The sequence below is a fragment of the Brevundimonas sp. C43 genome (assembly GCF_030732185.1).
In the GTDB taxonomy this organism is placed as follows: domain Bacteria; phylum Pseudomonadota; class Alphaproteobacteria; order Caulobacterales; family Caulobacteraceae; genus Brevundimonas; species Brevundimonas diminuta_C.
On sequence record NZ_CP132231.1, the window covers coordinates 87179 to 112267 of the forward strand.

A 25089-nucleotide genomic window follows, 5' to 3' on the forward strand; every position below is an offset into this window, starting at 1 on the left:
AGAAGGTGGCGTTGCGGACTGATGTGGGTTTCATAAGTCACTGAAATAGTTGGGCAAATATGCTTGACGAGTGGGCGACCTGTGGCAGCTTGATAGACATCTATCGCTGCTACGGAGACCCGGATTTGACGACCAAGAAGATCGCTCGCGGAGGTTTTGCCGCTGTCCCCGATCCGGCATTCGCCGAGGGAAGCACGGCGCGTCTGGTGACGGGCCACTCGCTGCAATGGCTCAAGGCCCAGCCGTCGAAGTCCGTCTCGATCTTCTTCTTCTCGCCGCCCTACAACAAGCGTTCGCGCCGCAAGCGCCGTGGCCATGAGGGGGGAACGTGGGGTGGTGCGCCTCTGCTGGTGGAAGGCTACGCCAGCTTCAGCGATGACCTCCCGCACGACGAGTATGTCTCGTGGATGCATGATCTGCTGAATGAATGCTGGCGCGTCCTCAAGGACGACGGCGCGATTTTCTTTCAGCACAAGGACCAACCCTTTAAGGGTCGTCTCCTGACGCCCGAAGAACTGATCCCTGCTGACGTTCTCGACCATCTGCGCCAACGGATCATCTGGCATCGTCAGGCGGCGTATACGCCGAACAAGAACTTCCTGAACCCGAGCTTCGAGTTCATCCACCTGCTGGCGAAGCCGAAGTTCAAGTTCGCGACGGCGGGCAAGCTGTTCGACGTGCTGTCGATCCGTCCGACTGCGAAGATCGATCCGAACCATCCGGCGCCTATGCCGGTCGAACTGCCGCGTCGTATCTTCGAACACCTCAAGCCCGAGCATGACATCATCTGCGATCCGTTCAGCGGATCGGGAACGACGGGCGTCGCGGCTCGCGCGACCGGCCGTCACTACATCGGGATCGAACTGGACGCGGGCTACAACGCCAAGGCTGCGAAGCGTTTGAACTGCACCGTCGAAACGCTGGCGCCCCCGGCGCCGGTCGAGCGTCCTGCGGTCAAGGCGACGCTGTTCAACGCCGATTGCCTCAAGGCGATGACGAAACTGCCTGACGAGTCTGTCCACCTGATCGCGGTGGACCTGCCTTACGGAGTCTCGGTCGAAGTGTGGGACAAGATCGTCCCGTTGGATAAGATGTTCGCGGAGTTCCGCCGCATCCTGACCCCGACCGGCAACATTGTTCTGACGGCTCAAGGCCGGTTCACGAACGCGCTGATGAACGCCGCGCTGGACCTGCACCGCTTCAACATGGTTTGGGCGAAGACCCGCAAGACGCAGCACCTGCACAAGGACTATCGCGTCCTCGCGGAGCATGAGGATGTTCTGGTGTTCGCCAAGGGCGGCATGGGGAACAACGCGAAGGTTCACCCGACCTACAATCCGCAAGGTCTGGTCGAACTGGAAACACCGATCACGAGCCGCAACGGCAATCAGGAAGACAGTTTCTATAAGGTGCGCGGGCTGAACGCTGACCGTGGCCGCTACCAGACCCACACGAACTGGCCGTCGTCGATCCTGTTTTTCCCGAGCGTGGGCGGCAAGGAGAAGATCAAGGGCAAGGGCAACGCGCCCCAGACCCAGAAGCCGGTCGCGCTCATGGACTATCTGATCCGCACCTACTCGAACGAGGGTGAGACGGTTCTTGATTGCACTATGGGTTCGGGCACGACGGGCGTCGCCGCCCTGCAAGCTGGCCGCAACTTCATCGGTATGGAGATCAACCCGCGTTTCTTTGAGAACACGGAAGTTCGCATCCGGGCTGCGGCTCCCGATGCGGAGTTTGAAACCCACGTTGAGAGCGCGCCGGTCGAGGCTCCCATCAAGTCGATGATCGACGAGATGATGGAGCGCAAGCGCGCCGCCTATCGCGAGTTCAAGGCGCGCGAAGCGGCGGTCAAGTCGGCGAAATCGAACGTCGTGACGCTGACGGCTGCTTGCCGCGTGGAGCGTGAGCAGCCGGTCTTCGTCATCGACGATCTGTGCGACATGCTGATCGCGGCTTAGCGCATCTTCCGACCACGGGCGCGGACCCGGCCCTTGTTCAAAAGGTGTCCGACATTCGTGCCCGCGAAGAACTTCTTCTCGAACTCCCGGTCCAGCCTGTCGAGGTGCTGACGCTCGTGTTTCTCTTCGTCCGCGTTGAGATATGGGCGCCAGTATTCGGCGGCTTGGGCCAGCACGTCGATGCGGTCGTCATGGCGAAGCGCGCCGCGCACGACGGTCATGTTCGTCATCTGGAACAGGCCCCGGCGTAGGCTGTCCGCCTTGAGGTCTTCGCGCACCACGGCGAGGTCGATGACCAGACGGTGTTGCTTCATCACCGGCTCAAGGGCGCCGACGATCCGCTTTTCCTTCATGCTTGAAACCTTGTGGCCTTCCAGCTTGCAGGGGTTTTTGCGCGCGAGGATGGGGGACAGGAGTTGGCGGAACATGCCGTCGCCGAAGTTGTCTTCGACCATGACCAGATTGACCTTCTCGTCCCGTGCGATCTCGGCCAGCTTGGTCAGGGTTTCGGTAGACGTGCCGTCCACGAACCCGCCCCACTTTCGAATGTAGATGCGCGTCCCGAGAAACTTGGTGACGACATAGGCCGTCTCGTCCTTGCCGGAGCCGGAGGGGTCGATATGCATGACCGCGCCGGTGAAGTCGGCCCAAAGTTCGGAGATGTTGAAGGGACGATAGAGACGGTCGCCCGACCATCCGACGTTCTCGACATCCTTGATTTGGTAGTCTGGCGCGGAGGTCCAAGCCATGGATACCGGCCCGCGTCGCGGGTCCACGTCCATGACGATCAAATCGCTCGTTTTGAGCGGGTAGCGTTCCGCGTCGCTCAACGTCACGTCGAGCATCATTTGAAGCATGAACTCGGCGGCGGTGCCGTCCAGTTCGTTTTCGATCAGCTTGGCGTCGGTGAAGCGGTCGGGATCGGTGGGCACCCCTCCGAGCTTCGACAGGCCACAAGGCTCGCAAAGCTTGGGGTCACGCTCGATGTCGGCGAGCAGCATGGGCGCCAGCGCGGACCCATAGTTCGCCAGCTTGTCGGCGAGGGGGTAGCGGGCGGTCCAGATGCGGACGGTGTATCCGCGAACCGGGAGGCCGTTGTAGATGGACTCTGCCGTCTGCGGCGTTCCGAGGACGATGATCTCGGAAGTGTCGAGCGGTTTGATGATGTTCGAGAACTCGCCGAACAGGTGGCGCAGCTTGTCGCGCTGATCCTCTGTCCACGAGTTGCGGGGGTTCTCAACGTCGTCGCCGATGATGATGTCGGCTCGGTTGCCGGGAAGCTGGCCGGTGATACCGATGCACTTCACGGACGGCTGTTTGTCGGCGCCCTTGCCGCCCACGTCGAACGCCAGCGTCGAGGACTTCTGGTCGCGGCCGGGACGCAGAGAACCCCAGAGCTTGTCGCCCGCCTCGTGGTAGATGATGCCCTTGATGAGCGAGGCGTTGTCGGCCGCGCCGGTCTCGCCAGCGGAGACGATCAGGACGGTTTTCTTCGGGTCTTTCCAGAGACGCCAGACGACGTAGGCACACGTCAGGAAGGATTTGCCGATGCCGCGCAGGGCTTGGATGGCCCGGCGGCTTGGTCCGCTTTCGAGGAAGCGGGCGATGTCCTCTTGGATGCGCGTCGGCTTCGGAAGGCCGAGAACGTGTTTCCAGACGTAGCGGACGAACGCGGTGAAGGATTGCCGAAGAACGTCGGCGAGCGTCAGGTTGGTTGCGATCAAACAGGAGGTGCGCCGCCCAGCCGCTCGCCGGTGAAGGCGAGCGGCGGCGAGCGTGGTGGTCTCGGGGTTTTAGTTCGGGGTCATGCCCGACAGAATCTCGGCGTCGAGGTCGAGATCGTGCAGTTGGGCCGCGAGGTCTTCGACGACCTTGGAGCCAGCCGGTGCGCTGACGCCGTTGTCTTTGAGGAACTTGAGAGCTTGACTGATGAGTTGGGGAGAGATGGCGAACGACGGATCGTTCGGGTTCATCTCGGCGCGGAGATTTGCGCGGTCCAGTTCGTTCGACAGGAGCAGCGCGACGAGGCGGTGCATGGTGTCGAGTTCGCCTTCGGTCGCCCGCGTCGTCTTGATTTGGTCGATCATGACTTCACCAAATCAGCGACGAAGCCAGCGATGGCGCCGAGCGCGGCGGCGGCGCCCATGAGCCAGAACTTCGCATTTTCGAGTGCGCGGGTGCGCGTTTCGAGGTTGTCGTGCTTTCCCTGCAAGGTCTCCATGAATTTCATGTAGGTGCCAAGCTGGCCTTTGATTTCACCGAGGATCAGCACCAAGGCTGGGTCGGAGTTCGATGTGTTGTGAGTGGGGTCCATTAGACCTTTCGATTGTGGGTGAGAGGATTAGATCGCGTCGCCAGCCGTGTATTGGAAGTCGAGCGTGAGTTCGTAGGTGCGACCGCCGACAACGACGGAGCAGTAGGCTTGCCCGAAGGCTTGGTAGGTAAAGCCCATGGGCGAATAGGTAGGCCCTGTGAACGTCGCAGACGCTCCGCTGCCGTAAGCATCCCCGCCCCACGAATAGGAAGTTGGGGCGAGATAGGGCGTCACCGAAACTCCGAACGTGATCCGGTCGTATTGCTGACGGTTCCAGTCGCCGAACCCCATCTCCACCTGCTCGTAGCTGGTGATGATGAGGCGGACGGTGCGGGCCGACTTTCCGTAGAAGTCATTCGGCAGAGTGACCGACCCGGACTGGATGCCAGCCAAGTCGCGCACCCGCTGATCGAGCAACGAGAGTTCGCCGGTGATGCCGAGTTCGGCTTTGATGTCGTCTATGCTGATCGAGCCGGAGGTTGGGAGAGTCATCAGACCCTCCCTTCCAGAACCGCCACGCGGGCGTTCGTCTGCTTCAAAGCCTCGACAAGCAAGGCCACGACGGGACCGTATTCGACACCCTTCATACCGTCCGCGTCTTCGGTCACGAGGGCCGGAATGACCTGTTCGAAGTCTTGGGCGATGAAGCCCATGCCCGCCGATCCGTCACGCTTCCAGTCGAAGGTCACGCCCGTCAGGGCCTCGACCTTCTGGGTAGCGTCGGTGATCGGAGCGATGTTCGTCTTAAGGCGCCTATCGGATTCGCCGACGACGGTGTTGGCGCGGACCTGTGCCGAGCAATAGAAGCTCTTGCCGTTATAGACGCGAACCCAATCGTTGTCGGACATATGGAAGCCGCCGCCGTGGTTCTCCCAATAGATGCCGTTGCCGGAGCCTCGAACACGGAACCAACAGTTGTTGCCGCCGTAGATTTGACCCCCGAAGTAGGCGTCATTGTTGTCGAGGTTGATTTCCAGAGGCCATCCGCCGCCAGTCATTTCCCAGCCCGTCGAGTTCGCGCCTGATCCTCGGAGGACATAGAATCGATTGCTGTTGACGTGGATCATCGCCGAGCGGTGATCGCTGTCTTGGAAATAGACGGTAGGGCTGGTGCCTCGGATATAGATACTTCCGTCCACGTCGCAGTTGCCAATGGCGTTGATGCCGTATTCGTGGATTTTCAGCTTCGTGGCCTTGTTCTTTTGAAGCCACAGTTCGTTGCCATCGGACGAAATGCGGTTAACCCCGAGGTTGCCGAGGTTCGACTTGTCGCCTTGGACCCCAACGTAGAGCCAAGCATCCGAACCCATCCACAGGGAGCGGGCGCATACGTTTTTCCAGTGGAAGGTCAGGGCCGGAGCATAGGCATGGCCGGATTGGGTATTTCCGACGTTCTGAACTTCTTGGATTTCCATCCCGCCGTTCCAGACATCGTTCGTTGCGGTCTGTGAATAGGCGTGAAGACGGCCTGTGAGAGTGGTTCCTCCGTCACCGTTCCGGCGGACAATCGTGTATGGCCCTCCGTCCCAATTAGCGGCGTTCCAGCTAATCTTGTCGTCAGGGTTGAAGTTCCATCCAGTGTAAACGGGCCGCCCACGCCAGCTAAAGCCGCCGTTGTAGTCGAGGATCAGATCGGAGCGGTCGTTGGTATTGCCATTCTTGAAGACAGAAACGGTATAGTTCGTGTTGTCGTTCGAACCGCTGACGAAGGTGTGCGCGCCAATCACAGCCCCTGATGCTTGTCGGCGATATTCCAGAACTGTGTAGCCCGTCTCACCGCGATCCCAGAGCCGGGTGTAGCTCGGAAGGTGCGTGTCGCCGTAGGCGTGAAGCTCCTTCTGTGTCGTCAGGTGACGGTCAAGGTAGATGTCGCCCGACGCCAGCGACATGCGTAGAGGTCGCAAGCCGTTGAACTCACCGTCTGCATCGTTCTGGTTGGTCAGCAGCCAGTAGTAGTTGTCGGCGTCCATATGGTGCAGCAGACCGTAATTCACCGCCGAACCCGCATTCGTTTTCAGGCGAATTTGGCGACCGCCATTGGCGAAAACTTGGGCCGACTGGAACTCGTTGTAGCCGTTCCTGACCGCCGGATTGCCGAGGTTCGAACTGTCCCATGGCGTTGCGCCCGCGAAGGTGGGGCGACGGTTCATGGTGATGGTCTTCCAACCATCCATCTTAAGGTTCGATGTCGCGTTCCCATCGACGCCGTAAAGCAGCATATCGCCCGGACGAGCCGGATGGTTCTTGCCGTGCAGGACGATGACGGCACCAGTGTCGGTCCAGCCTTGCCCCCCTGCAATGACCCATGCCGCCGAGTTGCTGTCCCGTCGAAGATACGGGTCTGCGCCGGTCATGGTCAGACTATCTTTGACGGTGATCCCGCCATTGAACGTCTGTCCGCCGTTCCACGAGTTTCCGCCGGTAAGGCTGCTCTTCTCGTTCAATGCGGTCTGTAGGCCGCTGACGTTGGCGATGTCGGTCGGGAAGATCGTCGGGCGATCAGTAATGGTCGTCCACGCATGGACGTGGCCGGTCAGGGCGCGAGCGTCGAGAGCCACCTGAAGGTTCGCAACATCGGCGATGCCATGGGCGTGACCCACGGCGGACTTCCCATCCAGTGCCGATTGCAGACCGGCCACGTTGGCGATGTTCGACGGGAAGAACGACGGCTTGTCCGCGATCACGGACCAGACCGGCGTCACATCGCCCTGTTCGATGTAGCTGGCTTCCGCCGTCTTCGAACCTTCGCCGGAATAGACCCAGCGACGACCGTCCGTGGTGGCGATCAGCGTCCCCGGCATGATGCCGGTCTGCTGGCCAGCGGTCAGGTTGGCGATCCCGCCCGACGACACGACCGGCGTCTGGCCTACGAGGACGGGGATGCGCGCCGGGTCGATCATGCCGGTGAGACGAGACGCCGCCAGCGTGTCCGATTTCTTGTCGAAGAGGTTCGGATCGAACGTCGCGGCCAAGGCTGCGGACGCTGCTGCATCCTGAGCGTCCTGAGCCGCCAGTGCGGCGTTATCGGCAACCTGCTCGGCAAGTTCTTCGACGATCTCGCGATCATCGGAAGACCCTTGCCCGGCGCCTTGGGCGAGTTCGGCCCAATAGCGAGCGTTGGCCTCGCTCGTGCCCGCATGATCGCGGTGCTGTTGGGCGAGGTTTCGTGCATCGACCGCCGCGCCGCGAGCCGCTTCCGAAAGGATGCGCTGTGCGTCGGAACGGTCGGCATGACCCTTCGCCAGATCGCGCGCCAGTTCGGCCGCGACCTTGGCCACGGTGGCTTGAGCCGCCGGGCCGGAGGTCATGTCGCTGAACGATGCGGGCGAAGGCACGAGGATTTCACGACCGGTCAAATCCACGAACGGATACCGGCCGTCATTGTTGGGACCGCCATCGGCGGACCCACCCAGCCAAGCAGCGAGATTGGAGTTCTGCTGCTTCGTCTTATCAAGAAGGTCTTGGACTTGCTGGGCGAGAGTGGTGATCGTCAGCCCGCTCATCCAGCCTTACTCCTGTTCGGGAGCCGCTTCGGCGGTCGAGGATTTCTCGACGGCTTCCTGAGCGATCTTGAAGCCGACTTCGGCGCCTTGCAGGGCGGCGCGGGTCGTGGCCAGCGCAGCCTTGGTCGTCTCGACTTGCGAGAGAAGCTGACCCAGAGCGGCCAGAAGGTTTTGCTCTTGGATGGTGAGCGATTGATGCTGTTCAGCAGCAGTCGGGGTGTTGGACATGCGTCTCCTGAATTTGTTGAAAGGGTATGGATATTTAGCCGGGCGACCGGCCCGTTAAGGCCGGTCTCTTGGTCAGGTAATGACGGGTTGGTCGGTGTAGCCGCCGCCGCCCGGATCGTAAGGGTCGATCCCGCCGCCGCCGCCACCGCCGCCGCCGCCAGACGATCCGCCACCCGAGCCGACGCCCGAGCCGGAGCCGGAGCCGCCGCCGAGCGACGAGGTGTTGTTCTTCAGTTCGACGAGCTTGGCGTAGCGGGCCGTGACCGATTGGGTAGTCATGTTCGAGACGTTGAAGAAAATCTGGACGTAGTAGTGCCAGTTGCCCGCTTCGTTCGGGCGGTCGAGGTGAAGGACCGGGATCGCGCCCTGCCACACGTCGTTCGCCATGCCCGAGCCGTTGATGTTGAACGACTGGATGACTTCGCCGCCGGTCTCGCCACGGGAGCGGACAAGCTGAACGGTCGCGACGAACGATCCGCCCGCGTTGTGCAGGAAGGTCGCCCAAGCGTTGAAAGTGATGTCGATGGGGCTGGAAGCCTTTTCGACAGTGATCCATTCGCCGTGAATACGGGTCGGGGTGGCGTTGTTGAGGCTGATCGTGCCAGCCGCATATGCGGCTTTCACCCCGCTCACGGTGTTATCGACCAGCTTGGTGTTGTTGATCGTGCCCGTCACGAGCAAGTCGCCGTAGATGTCCACGTTCGCGTTGAAACGCGCGCGACCGGCGACGACGCTGAACGGCTGAACTGGTGAGCCACCGTTCGGGGCCGTGATCGAGAAGTTGTCAGCGACGATGGCGAAGGTGCCATAGCTGCTATTGTTGTTCATCACGAAACCGGTGATGTGCCCGTTCCCGTTCAGAGCCACGCCATAGCGGGTGTTCAGACCGTTCGTGACCTCTTGCAGCGAGGTGATCGAGGCGGTGTTTCCGCCGACCGTGTTCTGCACGGTCTGGAGCGTCTGAGAGAGCGCGTTGTCACCGTTGATCCGGGCGGTCTGTTCGTTGACCACGGACGCGGAGACGTTGCCGATGGAGGTGTCGATGCCAGACAGGCGAGTGCCGAGCGTCCAGCCCGCCGCGACTTCGACCCGGTTGAGGTCGAGGACGAAGGCTGACTGACCATTCCGCCATGCCCCGAGAACGGCGAACTGCTGGGCGATGGCGCCGTCAGCATTGGCCCGCGTCGTGGCCTCGTTCTGGATAGCGGTCGAGTTCGCCGCGACCTGTGACGCCAGCGATTGGCGGGCTTGGCTTTCGGCCTGATCCGCTGCGACGCGAGCGTTCGTTTCGGTCAGGACGGCGGCTGCGATGTCCTGCGGCATACGGGCCGTCAAAGCCTCGCGCTGCGACGCCTCTGCGGAGACCGCGTTCGTTCGGGCCGTCACCTCATTGGCGATGGCCGCTTCATTGGCATCCGTCTTTGCGCCGACGCTATCAATGCGTTGACCCAAAGATTGATCTTGGCTCGCCCGCGTCGTGGCCTCGCTGGTGACGAGGGCCTGAGCGTTGGTCCCCGCCGTCGCCACCATCTGATTCAGACGCTGGGTGAAGGACTCTGTGGGTCCGACCAGAACCTTATTGAGGTCGAGGACGAAGGCGGTGTTGGCGCCGTTGCGGGCGCCCAGCATGGCGATGGTCTGGGCGAACGACGTGTCCGCCGTGGTGCGGGCGGTCGCCTCGTTCGTGATGCTGGATTCCGCCGAACCGACGCGGGTGATGAGGGCCGTGATCCGGTCGGCTTCCGCACTGACGGCGGTGACGCGAGCGGTCTCTTCGGCGATGATCTTCGCGGCGTTGTCGTTGGCCTTGGCCGTGATCGCCGTCAACCGTTGGCCGAGGCTTTCGGTGGGGCCTACGCGGACGGTGTTGAGGTCCAGCACGAATGCGTTGTTCGCGCCGTTCTTCGCGCCGATAAGAGCGAGCGTGGTCGCCAGAGCGGTATCGCCTTGGACACGCTGATCGGCTTCGTTCTGGATGATGGTGGCGAGGCCGGTGCCGTCCTCAAGGTTGGCCAACTGGTCAACGAGGTCGGTGATCGTATCAACGCGGAGTTCGAGGCCGTCCGTCCGCGCCGTGGTGTTGGCCAAGATGCTGTCGAGGGTGTCGGTTCGGAACGCCTGATCGGTAAGCTGGAAGGATTGGTCGAGGATGCGTTCGGCCGAGAGGTCGATGCTGGCCAGCGCATCCCGAAAACGGTTCAGGAGGTCGTCGCCCATCTCCGAGATGCGGAGAAGTTCGTCCATGATGGCGTCGGGCGTGGTGACGACGCCGAGGTGATCGCCAAGCCGCACCTGCGCCCGGTCGAGTGCGTCGGTGTAGAGGTCGTCGATTTCCTGAAGGCGGTAGAGGTTCTGAAGGTGCGCCCGGTTCAGTTCTTCGGCGGTGAGGTTCGCGCCGTTTTGGAAGTCAACGAGGGTCGTGCTGATCGGCGTCTCGCGCCGGATTTGCAGGACGCTGTTTTCGACCGGCGGCTGGCGAAGTCGGATGCGGCTGTCGGAGACCCATTCGAAGAACGGGATGGAGCCGTTGAGCGTGACCCTGATGTGGGTCCGGTCGAGGTAGGGAACCGCAAGATCGAACTCTTGCTGGCCACCCGTCACGATGTATTGGGCGCGGGTCTGGTGAGACATTGATCCTTTCGTTCACCCACGCCGAATGGCCCGGCCGCGTGAGCGACCGGGCGATCCGGGTGGATTGTGGTTGGTGTTATTGGCCGGGTTGGAAGTTCATGATGGCGGACATGTCGCCTTGGCTGACGCCGTAGCGTCGGGCGTTGGCTTGGGTCTGCCAGCTATTCCAGCCCTCTTGAGCAGCCCGCTCGTTGGCTTTTGCCCCGCCTGTTCGGTTCACCATTTCCCGCAGTTCGGGAACGGCGCCGTTGCGGATCGAGGCGTTGGCCAAGCGGCGATATTGCGAGACCGTTTCCTTGATGCTGGCGGCTCGTTGCGGATCGCCCATGAGGGCGTATTCGCGTGACTGGATCAGCGATCCCAAAGCCTCGTGCATGTTCTGGCCGGTGTAGGGATGGCGATAGCCTTGGCCCTGATATTCCAGAACCGAAGCGTGTTCGCGCTTCGTGATCTTTTGCTCGTTGAACCGCTCCGGCGGGCGTTGTGCCATTCGGAGTTCCGGGTCGGCAGTCGAGAGAGCCGAGACCTCGCGGCGCACGATGTCTTCAACTGTCTGGCTGACGCGGGTCGGCTGGACCAAGCCCTCGAACAGGCCGTCGTCCTTATCCTTGCGGATGACCGGAAGGCCGAGCCAGTCGCGACGCTCGGGCAGGGATTGCGAGAGGGTCGGGATATTGGCCGCGAGATGTTCGAGCAGACCGCTCGCCTCGCGCATCACCGGGTCTTGGGTCTGGGCGAGGTTTCGGACAACAGCCGGAATAGCGGAAGAGCCGATCTTCTTCATGACCTCCTTGCCGAAGCGTTCGCCCCGGTCAGTGTCACCCGCCGTGAAAGACGGGTCGATCATGTCCCAGAAGTCGCCGATGCCTTGGAGCGCGGCCTTGTTGACGATGTTGTTGACGATGGCCGAGAGGACGCCGCCGCCAATCCCTTGCAGGATGTCGTCGTCGTTGATGTCGTGGTCGCGGAAGATGCGGCTCATGTCCGCGACGATCCCGAGCATTTCCGCGACCGGCGAGAGTTGCTGATATTGGACCCAGCGACCGCCGATGCGGATGGAATACGACTTCACGCCGTCCTCTTCCTCCGCTGCTGATCGCTTGCCGACGAGATCGCCATTCGCGAACAGGAGGCCAGCGGTGGCCATGAAACCCACACCGGTCACGAGACGCGCCATAGCCAAGTCGGCTTCGGCGCCGCCACGTTCGAGCGACTGATCCAGACCGCGCAGGGCGGCGGTGTAGTTCTTGAACTTCGTCCGGTTCTCGCCGAGGGCGGCGAAGAGGATCGGATTGCGGTCGAACATGCCAGCCCGAACAAGATTGATCGGGGTTCGCAGGAACGGGACAAACAAGGCTCGGAACAGACGGTGTTGGCCCAAAGCCTGTTCCCACTTTTTGAGGGTGGGGCCGCTGTTCTGGAAGGTCATTAGTCGTGCGTAGTCGTCGGCCATCGCATGGAGATCGACAGCCGCCAGCACATCGGCCGCTTGGTAGAGGGTCTGATCCTTGCCGTAGTTCTTGGCCGGATCGTAGGTCTCGCCAGACAGTTCAAAGACCGACTTGGCACGGTAGATCGCAGCCGAAGACGGACGGTTGGCAACTGCGTCCATGACGCGGCTGAACTCCTTGGCTTGATCGGCGCCCTTGAGGCGAGCCGAGCGATACGAAGCCTCACGCACCGACAGTGCGTTCAACTGCATCTTGTAGGTCATCGCCTTGGCGAACTCGTCCATGGCGATAGACGGGCGGTGGCCCAGCGTTCGGATGGTCGAGAAGATCGCGGCGCCCGCCATGTCGGGGATCGACAGGACAGGGTTCTGTTTCCAGCGCGCCTTTCGTTGGGGGGTGATGAGGAACGGCTGATTGAAGGCTGCATCGCCGAGCGACGATGCACCGTCTCGAACAGGAGCCGCCGTCTTGAAGGCTTGGAAGCCCGCACGGCTGGCGTCTGCAAAGGATTGATAGATGCCCGCCACATAGGCGTTGGCCTCGCGGAAGGTGATGCCTTCGACCGATGCTTTCGAACCCGAGAAGGCGCGGCGCAGGGGCGTGGTGACACCGGCGGCGACGTAGCGTTCGCCAACCGACAGACCGGCATGAAGCACCGAACCCACGGCGTTGCGGACAGCGGTCGCGGGCGTCGTGAGGTAGCCCATGACGACGTAGTAGGAGAGGTAGTCTTCCCAGCCCATGGCGCGCATCTTTCGAACCTCGTCCTTGAAGCCCTTGGCCCCGCCGTTCTTGTTCGCCTTGATGAGAGCGTCGAGCGCGGCGCCCATATCGTCGCCCTTAACACCGCCGCCCATGGCGTCGGACAGGTCGTTGATGGATTGCTGTAGGTCGTTGAAGGTTCGGACGCGGGTCTTCGTGGCCTTCATGATGTTGAGGGCGCGAGCCACTTCGGACTTCGCACCGCCAGCCATGGCATCGAACATCTGGGTTGCCTGTAGGTTGGCGGCGAGATCGGAGATGTCGGTCGCAGTCGCATTGCCGTTGGCCATCTTGGCGCGAACGTCGGCGACCTTGGTGACGAGGTGATCGACGTGCTGCATGGCGATGGTTTCGAGCGCATGGATTTTCGACGAGACGCCGAACTCCGAAGTGATGTCGGCGTGAGCCTTCACCGCGTCTGATGTGGCGATCCCGAACGTCTGCTGACGATCCTGAACCGACTTCCACGACTTCGGCGCATCCCCGGCCGCGTCATAGAGCGGCTTGAAGATTTGTCCCATGACGTTCGCCAGTTCTTCAAACTGGTCGGGATCGTTGACGAGCTTGTCGAAGTCGAACACGTCAGCGTTCCAGTGGCTGGCACCGTCCGTGATCTCGTCACCCTGCTTGCCGAGCCAGCGGACGAAGCGGTCAACCTGTTCGGGTTTGACGAACTTCTTGAGACTGTCGAGGTGAGCCATGGCCGCCTTGGCGCGCTCCGGCGATCCGGCCAGTCCCCAATCCACACCGTTCCAGCGTTCATCTGCCTTGGTCTTGGCGTCCGCTCCGGCGGTGCGGGCTTCGGCCTCAAGGTCTTCGAACGACGGACCCTTGGCGCGGGGCTGTTCGACGCGCATCGGCAGAGCCGAGACATCGCCGCGAACCGGGGGGCGGAAGGTCATGTCGTCCAGCGTGAGAGCCGGGAGGTTCACAGCGTCGGACAGGTCCAGTTCATCGCGCATTGCCTGATCCAGTTCGACCATCGACGGGCGCGGCTCGTTGTTGCGGAAGCGTCGGACAATCGACCCGGCCCCTTCAAAGACGCCCGTGAAACCTGCACCCGCACCTGCGCTCGCAAGGGTTCGGATAAGGTCGATGTCATTCTGCACGCCCGCCGACGTGGCGTCATTCTGGGCCAAAAGATCGGTCGCTCCAGCGACCAAACCTTGGACGCCCATCTTCATCCAGACCTTTGATCCACCCGAGATGTAGGAGGTCGGATCGACGGCCGAGCCACCGAGGACGCCAAGCAGTGCGGCGCCGCCATGCAGACCCTTGCCGACCAAACCGCCTTCAGCTTTCCAAAAAGGATCGGCGGCGGACTCTCGTGCGAATTCCTGACGGCGTTGACGCTCATTGGAGATCGCGGTGTCGGCGGCACGTCGCGTGTCGCGGGTCTTGTCAGTCATGTCGGTCAAGACGCCGACCGAGTTATAGATTCTTGAGGCGAGGCGGATGGGGTTGAGGGTCTGGCGACCTGCGATGTCGGTAGCCGCTCGCGTGTCTCCCCGCTGCGAAGCGTCGATGTAATCAGCGGTGTCGTCGAGACCCGCTCGCCAACCTTCGGCAATGAAGTTGGTATTCCATGTGTCCGAGAACACGTCGCCGAGCCGTTGGCCCAGAGTGCGTTTGTCCTTGGGATTGGACAGCGAGACCGCCGCCGAGCGACGGTCCCGCTGTTGTTCCTGCGCTTGCCCGTAGTGGCGGGCCATTTCACGTTCGATGACGCTTGGCGGGGTGTTGTCAGGGAAGTTGATGACAGCCCCATCAGGGCCTCTAACAGTGATGCTCATTCATGCCTTTCATCGGGCCGGGACGAGTCCTTGGCCGGGGATGTATTGATATTGCGCGGGGGCTTGGTTGGTCGTGCCGGTGGCTCCGGGCGCGCGCGTGTTGCCCGATCCGCCCGGAGGTGGAACCGCAGCAAGCGTGGTTGTGCCGCCACCACTTCGGAGGAAGCCGCCGTAGTTTCTGACGATGGCGTCGGCTGCTTCCATGGGGTCTTCCCCATTGGCGATACGGCGTTCGAACTCGTTTTCCCCTTGGGTCACGAGCCGCAGCATGTGCGGAGGAACGGCGCCGCCGACGCCTTGCGTGACCATCGACCGAAGCGAACCTGACACCAATCCACGGGCGTTGCTGACGATCTGCTGTTGGGCTGGATCACGACCGGCATCGCCGCGTGAACCGCTGGCCGCACGGGTGCGAACCTCGATGTAGGCGCGGGTAGCGGCGCGGCCCGTTCCGAAACGACCGGCGCGATAATCGCGGTCGGCCTGCGCGGTGATGCTGGCGTAGTTCGGATTGTTCGCAGCGAACCGTTCGCCGTAGCGCAGCACCAAATCATCGTCGGCTTCGCCTTCAAGGGTGGTGTCACGGAGCGAGCGGAAGGCGTTGCTCATAGTCATGCCTTCACCCGGCTCCAGCACACCCGAGCGGACGTTCTGTTCGATGGCGTCCGACACGTCTTCGCCACGGCTGGCGCGGGACCACAGGTCCATCGTCAGTTCGTCCTTGGTTGCCTGACGCGCCTGTTCGGTCTTGCGTTCGGTGTCACCCTCGATGCTGTCGATGGCATTGAGGACGCGGACCTGTTGAGCCGGGTTCAGAAGTGAGCGGCCGGGCAGTCGCGGACGGCGAGCCGGTTCGATTTCCGCCGATGCTGTCTCGACAGTTTCAGCCGGAGCCGCAGCCATCGCTTGGGTCTCGGAGCCGACCATTGAGCGCGGGTCTTTCCGCTCGCCTTTGGCGTCGCGGTAGGTCCAGTGCAGGTGCGGCCCGGTGCTGTTGCCGGTGTTGCCAGATGCGGCGACCTGCTGGCCTTGGGACACGGTATCTCCGACCTTCACGCCGATGTTGTCGAGGTGGGCGAAGCCTGTCGTTGAACCGTCTGCATGTCGGATGATGAGGGTCTTGCCGCCACGGCCACGGACGCCCGCGACTTCCACCACGCCATCGGCCGGAGCCGAGACGGCGGTGCCAACCGGGACCGGAATGTCGATGCCGCCATGATTGGTCGAGGCTCCCGGCAGAGGGGCGCGACGGGCGCCGATCCCAGAAGACACATTCGAGATGTTGGCGAGAGGCGCAGCATAGGTCTGGCGCGTAGGCGCCGCAGCCGGAGCAGCGGGCGTCGGCGTTTCCACCGGAGGGAGCGGCTGACCTTCAATCGTGTTGTTGAAAGCGATGACATCGGGGTCTGTCGGGTCGCGAGCGTCCAGCAGGTTTTGAAGGACGGTCGTGTCACCCGTCTCTTGAGCGTAGGCCACGACGCCGTTGACGAGTGCTTCTTGCACCGCGTCACCGTTCAGACCCGCTTGGGTCAAACGGCTGCGTTCGGCCGCGAGGTCGAAACCATCGCCACGCTGTAGGCCAGACACGGCGTTGCTGACGGTGAGGTCCAGCAGTTCCTTGTCGGTTTTCTCCTTCATCATCGCGTTGGCGCGCGTATCGAGATCGCCAGACCAACGGATCAGGCGTCCCGCGACCTGACGCTGAACATCGGGTTGAGTGAAGAGGTCGCCGGATTCGGCGATGAACTCTCGGTTCCGCTCCATCATAAATTCGTCGATGTCGTCGGGCGTCGCCCCGCTGTTGATGCGGCGTTCGACTTCCTGCGCGGTCTCGGTCTCGAACTTGGTTTGGCGAGCCGCCGCTGTGGTCGAGTAATAGGCGCGTTCGTAGGCGACCGACTGTGCCATGGCCGGGTCCATGACGCCGCCGGATGCGGCGTCGGTCTGGCCCTGTGCGAAGTCATCATCCGCCTGAACGCGGCGTTCGGCGATGTCGTTTTCGTAGAAGGCTGCTGCGTTCTGGCGAGCGAGGCCGAAGAAGTCGCGGAGGGCGTCGGACTGACCGCCGTCGCCCCGGAAGGCGGAACGGAGGTCGGCGGTGACGCGCACGTCCTGCGCGCGGGTCTCGCGGTTGATGGGGAGGATGGCGTCACGGTTGTTCGTGATGCGGTCCTGTGCGGTGCGGCGGATGCTGTTGCGGGAAAGATCAGCCATTCAGAGACGGACCTTTCGAAGCCGCGTCTTGAGACAGCTTGATACCCTTGCCTTGGTAGTAGCCGCCGACGCCAGCTTGGGCGATGCGGAGGCCAGCCCCGAGGATCGTGGGTCGAGAAATGCGGGAATACATGGAGTTCGCTTCGGCGACGGCCGCTTTCTGCTGGTTGTCAGCATTGATGTTGGTGCGCTCGGCGGCGAGCGAGTTCTGCATGACGGAATCGTTCAGAAGGTCGGTCACGCTACCGCTGATATTTAGCCCGGCTTGACCGGCCGCGACCTTGATGCGGGCCTGTTCGCGTCGAGCCTGACGCTGGCGGTCGTTCAGTTCGGCGACCTGCTGAGTGGCGATCTGCTCTTGCTGTTGTGCAAGCTGCTGGTCGATGGCGCGGGTCTGGTTTTTGGCGGACTGGATTTCGCCGATGACTTGGGTGGCGGTTCCGACGACGGCGAGGGTCGTCATGACCGTGATCGGATCACAGATGGGTTGGTCCCTCCCTTGTATGAGACATGAGGTAGAAGGGGCGCCGTTCGCGCCCGTGGGTGAGATCGACTTGTTCAATCTCGAACCCGGCCCAGAGCAGCCAGTGAATGGACTGGTGATTGCGGGCGTCGATGTAGTTGGAAAGGTGGGGCCAGAAGAGGTGCCAGCGATCCACGAAGTTTGGGGTGGCCCGGCCAATGGCCAGCTTTGCTCGCGGCCTTTCCATGCCATTCGCGCCGATCATCCAGACGATCCCGCCGTCAGCCGCGCCGAAGACGCAGATGGCCTTGCCGCTGTCGGTGATGATCCAGCCGTCAACGGACTGCATGACGCTGACCGTGAGCAGATGCAGCGGGTCAGGGTCTTCCATCTTGAGCATGGGATTGGTGGCTTTCATCTCGTCCCAATCGCCGGGGCGAAGGTCGGCGCAGATGTCTTCCAGCCATGCGATGGTCTGCTCGGCCGACACGTCGGCGAGGTCGTGAAATTCGATCATATGAAAGGTGGGTCTGACCGCCCGAAGGCGGTCAGACTCGTGCGCGATTGTTGTAGGTCGCTTCCCACTCTGCGCTGATGAAGGTGGAGGCGAACGGCGTGTCGTTCTCGATGCGGATGCGCGCCAACTGGTTCTGACCGAACACCATGAAGCGGTATCGGCCGGTCCCATAGGTCGGCGTGTTCAGCTTGAAATGCCCGGCGCCGATGGTGCGGCCGGTCATATCCGCCAGCTTGGTCGGCACAACTTCATCGACGGTATCGTCTGACCCATAGGGCGCGACGAGGGTCTTGAAATAGGCCGTGTCGGCATAGTTCACCGTGAAGGATCGCATGACCTGACGGCCGGTCGTGACGGCCACGCCATCGGATCGGCGGACGAACTGTTTCGAGAACTGGAAGGCGAAGGTGTAGCCCTCGCCGACGATCACCGGCGCCATGATCTCCGACCCCGGCACAGACACGATGTTGTCCGTCAGCCATTGGTAGGTCGTAGGGTCGATGAGCGTTTCCTGACGCCCTCCAAACCCTGCTGTGCGGACCATCTGAAAACGGTCTTTGGCTGGGCGGAACGGGAGGGTGAAGTAGGTTCGGTTCTCGGTCGTGTTGAACTCGCCGGTGACGACGGTGCGACGGTCGAGGTGGATTTGAGCGGTAGTCTCGGCCGGGATCGCGCCCGACTGAAGGTTGATCTTCTCAAGCCACAGGCCATCGGCCCGCTGCATGACGAGGAACAGCACGCCCTTGAGATAGGCGCCCGAGACGATCTTCGTGCCGGTCCCGAAATCCCACTGGTGCCAAGCCGACTGCGCCTTTTCGTCCGAAGAGGACCAATAGAACTGATAGACATAAACGCTCTGAGACGATCCATGCGTTAGCGCAAAGAGCGTATTCAAATCGTCCGCAGCGATCAGGCCATGGACACCGGCCGGAATGTAGGTCGGGCAATGGGCGGTCACGTCGGCGGCCGAGGTCGCGTCCGTGCCAGACAGGCGGGTGTATTCTCGGATGCTGGCGAAGCCGGAGCGTTCGACCGCGAAGTAGATTTCGGAGCCGAGAGCCGCGAGGCCAGCAGACGTGTTGACGGTGTAGTTCGTGGTCGGCCGCATGGCGATGGAGGCGGTCGTCAGGCCCATCTCGCCGTTGGTCAAAGAGAACTGCGTCTGGTCCGAGGTCAGGAAGATTCCGTCGTTGTGAGCAACTGCGTCGAAGAGCTTGGCCACCTTTGTCGAGGTCGCTCCGACTTCGATCCGGTCGGTGTCCAGATAGTCGAGTTGATCCATGCGCCAGAAGTTTCCGAACATGCCGGATTCCGACATGACCACGGCTTCGTCGAACAGGAACGAGAGGCGGTTCTGATAGAAGAACACCTTCTGGATCGTGCGGCCGATGAAGCCCGGCGTGGGGTTCGTGGACTCATCGCCCAGACGACGCGGCGCCCATGAGAAGGGGGCGAAGGTGAAAGTGCCGTCCGCTTCCGAGATCAGCGCGTGAGGCATGGTCCGGTAGTCGATGGCGTTGACGAGGCCCGGCATGACGCACTGTTTCCAGACGCCGCCACTGCGACGCAGATAGTAGCTGACGAAGCCGGAGCTTTCGTCGCCTTGAACGCGGTAGACCGCGCCTTCCGCCGCCGTTTCAGGGAGCTTGTCGGATCGCTGAACCGTGCCGGTCAGATAGCCGCCAGCCGGGTTCGGCTCATACTGGTAAGGGGCGCCGGGACCGAATGCGACGCCGTTGGCATCGGTGCCGTAGTGGCGGTTGACCCAGATTTGGTAGGCTTCGTCAGGCTGCTCGTCATCGCCGAGTTCGCCCATGGCGCAGACCTTCCGGCGGTTCACGAGGAAGCTGTAGTCGGCGACCGTGAACATCGACAGGTCGCCCGCATAGTCGGCGATCCCTTCCAGATAGCCCCAACCGCCGGGAGCGTTCACTTCGCGCTCTTGACCGGTCTGACTATCGAAGACGCGGATGCGTTCGTCCGTGATCGTGACGACGTATTGCTCTTGGGTGTTGCGGTTGATGGTGTGGACGAAGACGTTGTTCGGCGCCGTCTCCATCAGCCGGGCGACACGCTCGGTCGGGGGCCGTTTGCCGAGACCGTCCGCGATGGACGACCAGCCGTTCAATTGGCTTTCGAGTTGGTCAGTGGACCGGACGAGATCGGATTGCTGGGAGACGCCGCCGATGAGAGCCGGGATAGCCCCGGTCATCAGGCTCATTCAGACCCCCAGACCCGGCGGCCACGGATCAGCTTTCGGCCGATGTGGGCCGTGTTGAAGATGTTGATGTCGGAGATCGCGGTCTGGTCGCGGCGCAGGTTGATCCAAGCGCGCTGCTCGTCCTCTTGGGCGAAGCGTTCGCGTTGGGCGTCGCCAACGAAATCCGCGAGGAAGAGGCGGCCAGCTTTGACGGTGGCGTAGACGCGGGCCAGTTCAGGCAGGGCGTCGTAGCTGTAGGACCATCGGATGCGGACCTTGACCGGCTCGCTGATCGTCCACGTCAGGTTCGCCTTGTCCCAGAGGCACATCTGTTCGCGGGTCGGGTGGAACCGCTGAACAAGGTTCTGGCGCGGGTCCATCGGATTGATAGACATGGCGCCCGCCGGAATGGCGATGACGCCTTCGACATCGGGCGTGAGAACGTAGTTCTCGTCGGTATTGAACGAGAAGCCGTGCGAGCAGACCTCGCGGACGACGTTGGCCAGATGGCCACGGGCGATGTTTTGATCGCTGATCGTGCCGGAGAAGCTGTTGACCGGAGCTTGGCCGGTAGCGGCCAGCATGGAGTTCACGGCCTCAAGTTCCGTGAGCGGCGCAGCCATCATGGCGGCCTCCTTTCGGAACGAGGATGAAAAAAGGGCCGCCCTCCGGTGGGGAGGACGACCCTTGATTGGTGCGGTTAGCTGATCCCGATTAGGTCGGGGCGCCGGTGCGGAGTTCGACCGCATCGGTGGCGCGCAGGACGTTCGTGCCGCTCATGTAGCGACCGACGATCAGGTGGCCTTGCTTGCTGATCTGCTCTTCGTGCTGGATCGACACGTCCTGCACCTGTGCGGTGACGAGAGCGTCCGGGGTCCAGACCACGCCGACAGTCTTCGAGTAGTCGCCCTGATAGCGAGCCAGAACGCCGGGGGTGGCGGACTGGTTGACGCCGAACGGCGACAGGTTCGACTTCATGATCTGGATGCCGTCGATGGTGGTCAGAGCCATGTTGCGAACGTCGGCGGTGCCGCCGTTGTAGTCGCGGTTCAGGTTCTTGTCCGACTGCTTCAGGGCATACCACTGAGCGGTCGAGACCATGCCGTAGATCGGCTTGGTGTCCACATCGACGTTCTTCAGGTCCATGACCTTCTTGGCCTCGGAGAAGGCGTCGAAGAGCTTGGTCACGTCCGTCAGGAGTGCGGTGTTGGTGACGTTGCCGCCGCCTTGACCCAGCTTGCCAGCATCGCGGGAAGCCTTGATGAGGGCGCGGATGGCGTTGGCGTCGAAGTGACGGGCGAGGAAGCCACCGATTTCGTCAGCGTAGGCCGAGCGAACTTCGTAGTGGTTCAGGGCTTCGTCGATGTCGGCGATGAAGACGGACGAGACGAGCTTGTCGTCCGGGGTCACGACGATCTCGTCGTGTGCGATCTGGTCGCCGGTGATCTCAACGCCGGGGGTGTGGTAGCCGCCGGTCGCCTGACCCATGACCGGGTAGCGATACGACTTGCCGCCGTTCAGATTCACGATGCGGTGCAGACCGCGCATGATCGTCTTGGCTTCGTAGGTGGAGAGGACTTCGCCAGCGAACAGGTCGAGGAAGAGGTCGAGGTTGCCAGCGGCGCCGCCGGTCTTGAAACCGGGACGCGAGGGGATGGAGTTAGCCATTAGGCTCCTTGATTGAGAGAGAGTTTGAGGCTCCCGTCGATCAATCGGAGTCCGCTGGCGGATGAGGTTGTGCGGTCGGAACCGGCCTCGTCGCAGCCGGATGTTTCCGCGTTGATTTGGGAGAAAGGGTTAGGCCGGGCTTTCACCGGCCGCCCGTCCGAAGACGGTCAGTTCCCTATGTGCGCGGGGAACTGTGCGGCCCCGCCGGGCAAGTCCCGATAGGACGAGCGGGCGTGGTCTTAGGGGTAGATTACAGCAGTGATCCCGCTGCATTCGAACGCCACAGTTTCTGCGCCACGTCGTTTCTATACGCCGGGTCAGTCTTGTAGCGAGGGTCTTGGATGGCGGCCGTCATTTCCGCCTTGGAGCGGAAGACATCGCCGGATGCCGGGCTTGCTTCGGCCTCGATCAGAGAGCCTTCGGCGGGGCGCGCGGCGTTGAACTTCGCCATGAGCCATTCGACACCCTGACGGGCGGTCGTCTGGTTCTCGACGAGAGTGTTGTAGCTGTCCTGTTCCGCAGGGGTCAGGCCAGACTTGGCCCAATCAATCGCGGCGTTGAACTGATCCTCGCCGCCAGCGGCGGCGTAGGCGTTGGAGAACTGCTCTCGGGCGAGGGCTTCAAGCCCGGCCAGATAGTTGTCCACGACGCCTTGAGGGACGCCCAGCGCGACGATCTTTGCGATGTCGTCGGCGCCCGGCTGACCCTTGGAATCTTCATAGACCTTGGCGAAGCCTTCGAACGCCGACGTGATCGGGTTCGGGGCGTCTTCCGCCGGGGTCTCGCCTTCGGTCTTTTCGATCTTCAGGCTGTCGGCCTTGGCCGGGTCTTCGACCTTCCCGCGCTGCTTGGCTTCAAGCTCGGCGTAGGATTTCGCGAGGTCTTCCCAACGAGCCTCACCTTTGTCGGCGTCCCAGAATTTCTCGGGGACGTGTGCAGGACGTTCAGGTTTCGAGGGGGTTTCCGGCTCCGACTTGTTGAGCGATTGAGCGTAGGTGGCGGGGTCAACGCCCGCCGGGAAGGCCGAAGCCGGAAGGTTGGAATAATCGTTCGGAGTATCCGAAGCGGTCTCAGTGACCGGAGTTTCGAGGCTCATTCAGTTCCTTGGTTAGGGTTCTGCGACGCGGCTTTCATCGCGGCGTCCATGAAGCCCGGAGCAGCGGCTTGAGTGGCTTGCGCCATCATCGCCTGTTGCTGTTCGGCTTCGATTTGTTCGGGAGATTTCAGGAGGCTTTGCAGGTCGGTCACGCCATGCTCGACGCCCAGCTTGTTCATCAGCGCGGTCGTATCGACCTTGGCGATGAACTCGGCTTGGCCAAGCAGCGACATGACATCCGAAGCCCACGTCCGAACGCGGTTCACTTCGGCGGCGGCGCCCAGCGCAGCGAGGCCCGTGATGACCTTCGGCTTGATGCCAGCCGGGAGGGTGGGGATCAGGTCTTCGCGCTCGGCGATGTAAAGATACCGCGTGGCGACGGCGTATTGCAGTTCGGCCGACAGCACCGAATAGGTGCCGCCCAGCGTGTTCTCCAACTCTTCCGACGACATGCGGATTTCTTCGGCCGTGACCCGCTCCGCGTTGCGGAACTGCTGGATCAGGAACGCCTTGGCGACACGCGCCTCAATGGCTGACGCCAGACGTTCGGCGACCATGAAGTCAGCCTGTTTGTCGAGGCTCAAGACCGAGATGTCTTTGGCTTCGCCGGTGTGGAAGGAGCCGCGCTCCGAACCCACAACCACGTCGAGGTCGATGACCGAGTTCGGCTGGACGAAGAACTTAATGTCCGACGTGATCGCGGTGTAGGCGATCATCGACTCGTTCAGTTCCTCAAGTGCCAGAAGATCGCCGATGTATTCGGTGACGTGCGAGCGGCCGTAATCGTTGGCGGGGATCGCCAGCCAGCGGAGAGCCAGCCAGCCCGACTTCTCAATCGGGGTCTCGCTCTCCGAACCGGGGACGCGCTTGCCGTTGATCTCTTGATATTGGGCGTGGTTCTCGCCGCGCTTTTCGATGACCGTGTAGACATCGACGGTCTGATCCTTCTCGGGATCGAGCGTCAGGCCGACAGCGGTGCGGGTCTCGGCCGAGAGCGTCGAGACATGGACGCTTTCGCGGGCGATGATGAGGATCGGGACGCCCCGGCTATCGCGCTTCACGACATACTGGTCGAGGCGATAGATGCGGGGCGTATCCTTTAGCGGGATGTGCAACAGGACGTTGCCCGCGATCACGAGGTGACGAAGCACTTCGGCCAGAACGGCACGGGCGCGACGGTCATCCAGAAGGTTGTTCGCCGACTGTGCGAACTGCGCCAGTTGGACATCGACCGCGTTCTTTTCCTCGCCGGTGAACTGCGCCACGGCGGCGTCCACGTTCAGGCGGAAGAACCCGACATTCGTCGGGAACAGGGTCATCAGAAGACGAGCCGACAGGCTGCGGACGCCATCGGCGCCAACGCTCTGATAGGGTTGGGTCGGAGTGTAGTGTTCGTTCTGACCCTCAAGCGGGATCAAACCGGGGATGGTCACACGCGCGGCGGTGCGCGCGTTCTCCAAGACGGTAGAACGTGCAGCCGCGAGTGCACTGAACCGTGCGGCTGCGGTTTTCATGCGGGATTAGGTCGCTTTCAGAGGGTCATTCGGCCAACCAGCGAGAGCGTGTCGGTGGGGCGGGTGACGGTATTGGTTTGGGTGCCGGTCAGACCGCCGCCCGAAAGGGTCGGGGTCAGCGGAACTGTCGCGGTTCGAGGCGCGGTCGAGGCCGTGCCTGACGCTCCGCGCGGGATGGTCAGGGAGCGGACGCCGCCTGTGCGGGCGCGTTCAATCGCGGGCAGACCGTCGAGGTAAGGATTGGTGATGATCGCCGGTTCTTTGTCGGCCGGTGCGGCGACGACCTTCGGCTTTTTGACGAGGCACATGGTCAGTCCTCCTTGCGTTTGAGGGAGGCTTCGAACTCCCGGCGCATCTGGAGGGCGACGGCGCGTTGGCCCGCCTTGAACATGATGGTGTCGAGGGTGTCGCCAGCCTTCGGCTCCGGCTCGGGGAACTTGAAGTCGAGGTATTCAAGGAACTCAGCGACCGTCACAGGGAACGGCCGAGAGTGGGCGTAGGCGGTGGGCTGGCGGTGTCTCACGCGGCGGGCTTGTCTTTCCAGACGATGCCGAGAACGCCGCCAACTGCGGCGCCGATGGCCAGCGCGACATCGACATAGGTCGGGTCGATGCTCATGCCGAAGGCGGTGGCGAGGGCCACGAGGCCGACGTAGGTGCTGCGCTCTTTGAGGCGCGGAAGGATGTAGTCGCGGACGAAATTCATGGCGTCAGCCCTTTCGAGAAAATGGATTGTGGGGAGGCATCCGGGGTAAAATCGGGGATGCTGAAATCA

20 protein-coding genes are annotated in these 25089 nt (G+C 62.3%); 1 reads left to right on the plus strand and 19 read right to left on the minus strand.

All coding sequences use genetic code 11. The features are described 5' to 3' along the window. Positions 1–125 precede the first annotated feature (125 nt). On the plus strand, positions 126–1961 hold the full coding sequence (locus Q9R14_RS00490; RefSeq protein ID WP_306003083.1) for a site-specific DNA-methyltransferase: 1836 nt from the start codon (positions 126–128) through the stop codon (positions 1959–1961). On the opposite strand, the gene terL is transcribed toward Q9R14_RS00490, so the two are convergent. The 19 genes from terL to Q9R14_RS00585 form a co-directional block, all read right to left on the minus strand. Next, positions 1958–3685 carry a phage terminase large subunit gene (gene terL, locus Q9R14_RS00495; RefSeq protein WP_306003084.1) on the minus strand — a complete coding sequence of 576 codons (1728 nt, stop codon included), beginning with the start codon at positions 3683–3685 and terminating at the stop codon, positions 1958–1960. The genes Q9R14_RS00490 and terL overlap by 4 nt on opposite strands. A 69-nt stretch (positions 3686–3754) precedes the next feature. Beyond that, positions 3755–4048 (minus strand): hypothetical protein, encoded by a 294-nt coding sequence (locus Q9R14_RS00500; RefSeq protein WP_306003085.1) that lies wholly within the window; start codon positions 4046–4048, stop codon positions 3755–3757. Beyond that, positions 4045–4236 carry a hypothetical protein gene (locus Q9R14_RS00505; RefSeq protein ID WP_306003086.1) on the minus strand — a complete coding sequence of 64 codons (192 nt, stop codon included), beginning with the start codon at positions 4234–4236 and terminating at the stop codon, positions 4045–4047. The genes Q9R14_RS00500 and Q9R14_RS00505 overlap by 4 nt, the downstream gene beginning before the upstream one ends. Before the next feature lie 66 nt (positions 4237–4302). Next, positions 4303–4767: a hypothetical protein gene (locus Q9R14_RS00510; protein WP_306003087.1), complete on the minus strand. Its 465-nt coding sequence runs from the start codon at positions 4765–4767 to the stop codon at positions 4303–4305. Further along, the gene (locus Q9R14_RS00515; protein WP_306003088.1) at positions 4767–7778 is read right to left on the minus strand and encodes a tail fiber domain-containing protein; all 3012 of its coding nucleotides are present in this window, start codon (positions 7776–7778) and stop codon (positions 4767–4769) included. Before Q9R14_RS00515 ends, Q9R14_RS00510 begins: the two co-directional genes overlap by 1 nt. 6 nt (positions 7779–7784) lie before the next feature. Continuing rightward, entirely contained in the window at positions 7785–8006 is a 222-nt protein-coding gene (locus Q9R14_RS00520) for a hypothetical protein (protein WP_306003089.1), read from the minus strand. Between the two features lie 72 nt (positions 8007–8078). Beyond that, entirely contained in the window at positions 8079–10637 is a 2559-nt protein-coding gene (locus Q9R14_RS00525; protein WP_306003090.1) for a phage tail fiber protein, read from the minus strand. A 76-nt stretch (positions 10638–10713) separates the two neighbouring features. Continuing rightward, positions 10714–14643 carry a hypothetical protein gene (locus Q9R14_RS00530; RefSeq protein WP_306003091.1) on the minus strand — a complete coding sequence of 1310 codons (3930 nt, stop codon included), beginning with the start codon at positions 14641–14643 and terminating at the stop codon, positions 10714–10716. 9 nt (positions 14644–14652) lie between these two features. After that, positions 14653–16857 (minus strand): M23 family metallopeptidase, encoded by a 2205-nt coding sequence (locus Q9R14_RS00535; protein ID WP_306003092.1) that lies wholly within the window; start codon positions 16855–16857, stop codon positions 14653–14655. Continuing rightward, positions 16850–17320 (minus strand): hypothetical protein, encoded by a 471-nt coding sequence (locus Q9R14_RS00540; RefSeq protein ID WP_045811631.1) that lies wholly within the window; start codon positions 17318–17320, stop codon positions 16850–16852. Before Q9R14_RS00540 ends, Q9R14_RS00535 begins: the two co-directional genes overlap by 8 nt. A 13-nt stretch (positions 17321–17333) precedes the next feature. After that, the gene (locus Q9R14_RS00545; protein ID WP_045811632.1) at positions 17334–17837 is read right to left on the minus strand and encodes a hypothetical protein; all 504 of its coding nucleotides are present in this window, start codon (positions 17835–17837) and stop codon (positions 17334–17336) included. Between the two features lie 31 nt (positions 17838–17868). Continuing rightward, the gene (locus Q9R14_RS00550) at positions 17869–20058 is read right to left on the minus strand and encodes a hypothetical protein (protein ID WP_306003093.1); all 2190 of its coding nucleotides are present in this window, start codon (positions 20056–20058) and stop codon (positions 17869–17871) included. After that, on the minus strand, positions 20055–20660 hold the full coding sequence (locus tag Q9R14_RS00555; RefSeq protein ID WP_306003094.1) for a hypothetical protein: 606 nt from the start codon (positions 20658–20660) through the stop codon (positions 20055–20057). Before Q9R14_RS00555 ends, Q9R14_RS00550 begins: the two co-directional genes overlap by 4 nt. A gap of 91 nt (positions 20661–20751) precedes the next feature. Beyond that, on the minus strand, positions 20752–21705 hold the full coding sequence (locus tag Q9R14_RS00560; protein ID WP_306003095.1) for a hypothetical protein: 954 nt from the start codon (positions 21703–21705) through the stop codon (positions 20752–20754). 250 nt (positions 21706–21955) lie between these two features. Next, positions 21956–22801 (minus strand): hypothetical protein, encoded by an 846-nt coding sequence (locus Q9R14_RS00565; RefSeq protein ID WP_306003096.1) that lies wholly within the window; start codon positions 22799–22801, stop codon positions 21956–21958. Beyond that, complete coding sequence (locus Q9R14_RS00570) at positions 22798–24315, minus strand: portal protein (protein ID WP_306003097.1); 1518 nt, start codon at positions 24313–24315, stop codon at positions 22798–22800. Before Q9R14_RS00570 ends, Q9R14_RS00565 begins: the two co-directional genes overlap by 4 nt. A gap of 17 nt (positions 24316–24332) precedes the next feature. Continuing rightward, on the minus strand, positions 24333–24623 hold the full coding sequence (locus Q9R14_RS00575; RefSeq protein ID WP_045811636.1) for a hypothetical protein: 291 nt from the start codon (positions 24621–24623) through the stop codon (positions 24333–24335). Between the two features lie 2 nt (positions 24624–24625). Further along, a complete protein-coding gene (locus Q9R14_RS00580; protein ID WP_045811637.1) occupies positions 24626–24838 on the minus strand; it encodes a hypothetical protein in 213 nt (70 codons plus the stop codon). Next, positions 24835–25020, minus strand: a complete 186-nt coding sequence (locus Q9R14_RS00585) for a hypothetical protein (RefSeq protein ID WP_045811638.1) — start codon at positions 25018–25020, stop codon at positions 24835–24837. Before Q9R14_RS00585 ends, Q9R14_RS00580 begins: the two co-directional genes overlap by 4 nt. Between the last annotated feature and the right edge of the window lie 69 nt (positions 25021–25089).

Excerpts from the sequence above, each read along its gene's own strand:
- Q9R14_RS00510 (WP_306003087.1), bottom strand. The coding sequence starts at position 4,767 with ATGACTCTCCCAACCTCCGGCTCGATCAGCATAGACGACATCAAAGCC.
- Q9R14_RS00555 (WP_306003094.1), bottom strand. The coding sequence starts at position 20,660 with ATGGCTGCGCCGCTCACGGAACTTGAGGCCGTGAACTCCATGCTGGCC.
- Q9R14_RS00535 (WP_306003092.1), bottom strand. The coding sequence starts at position 16,857 with ATGGCTGATCTTTCCCGCAACAGCATCCGCCGCACCGCACAGGACCGC.
- Q9R14_RS00585 (WP_045811638.1), bottom strand. The coding sequence starts at position 25,020 with ATGAATTTCGTCCGCGACTACATCCTTCCGCGCCTCAAAGAGCGCAGC.
- Q9R14_RS00500 (WP_306003085.1), bottom strand. The coding sequence starts at position 4,048 with ATGATCGACCAAATCAAGACGACGCGGGCGACCGAAGGCGAACTCGAC.
- Q9R14_RS00525 (WP_306003090.1), bottom strand. The coding sequence starts at position 10,637 with ATGTCTCACCAGACCCGCGCCCAATACATCGTGACGGGTGGCCAGCAA.
- Q9R14_RS00565 (WP_306003096.1), bottom strand. The coding sequence starts at position 22,801 with ATGAGCCTCGAAACTCCGGTCACTGAGACCGCTTCGGATACTCCGAAC.
- Q9R14_RS00545 (WP_045811632.1), bottom strand. The coding sequence starts at position 17,837 with ATGATCGAATTTCACGACCTCGCCGACGTGTCGGCCGAGCAGACCATC.
- Q9R14_RS00540 (WP_045811631.1), bottom strand. The coding sequence starts at position 17,320 with ATGACGACCCTCGCCGTCGTCGGAACCGCCACCCAAGTCATCGGCGAA.
- Q9R14_RS00550 (WP_306003093.1), bottom strand. The coding sequence starts at position 20,058 with ATGAGCCTGATGACCGGGGCTATCCCGGCTCTCATCGGCGGCGTCTCC.
- Q9R14_RS00515 (WP_306003088.1), bottom strand. The coding sequence starts at position 7,778 with ATGAGCGGGCTGACGATCACCACTCTCGCCCAGCAAGTCCAAGACCTT.
- Q9R14_RS00530 (WP_306003091.1), bottom strand. The coding sequence starts at position 14,643 with ATGAGCATCACTGTTAGAGGCCCTGATGGGGCTGTCATCAACTTCCCT.
- Q9R14_RS00560 (WP_306003095.1), bottom strand. The coding sequence starts at position 21,705 with ATGGCTAACTCCATCCCCTCGCGTCCCGGTTTCAAGACCGGCGGCGCC.
- Q9R14_RS00520 (WP_306003089.1), bottom strand. The coding sequence starts at position 8,006 with ATGTCCAACACCCCGACTGCTGCTGAACAGCATCAATCGCTCACCATC.
- Q9R14_RS00570 (WP_306003097.1), bottom strand. The coding sequence starts at position 24,315 with ATGAAAACCGCAGCCGCACGGTTCAGTGCACTCGCGGCTGCACGTTCT.
- Q9R14_RS00575 (WP_045811636.1), bottom strand. The coding sequence starts at position 24,623 with ATGTGCCTCGTCAAAAAGCCGAAGGTCGTCGCCGCACCGGCCGACAAA.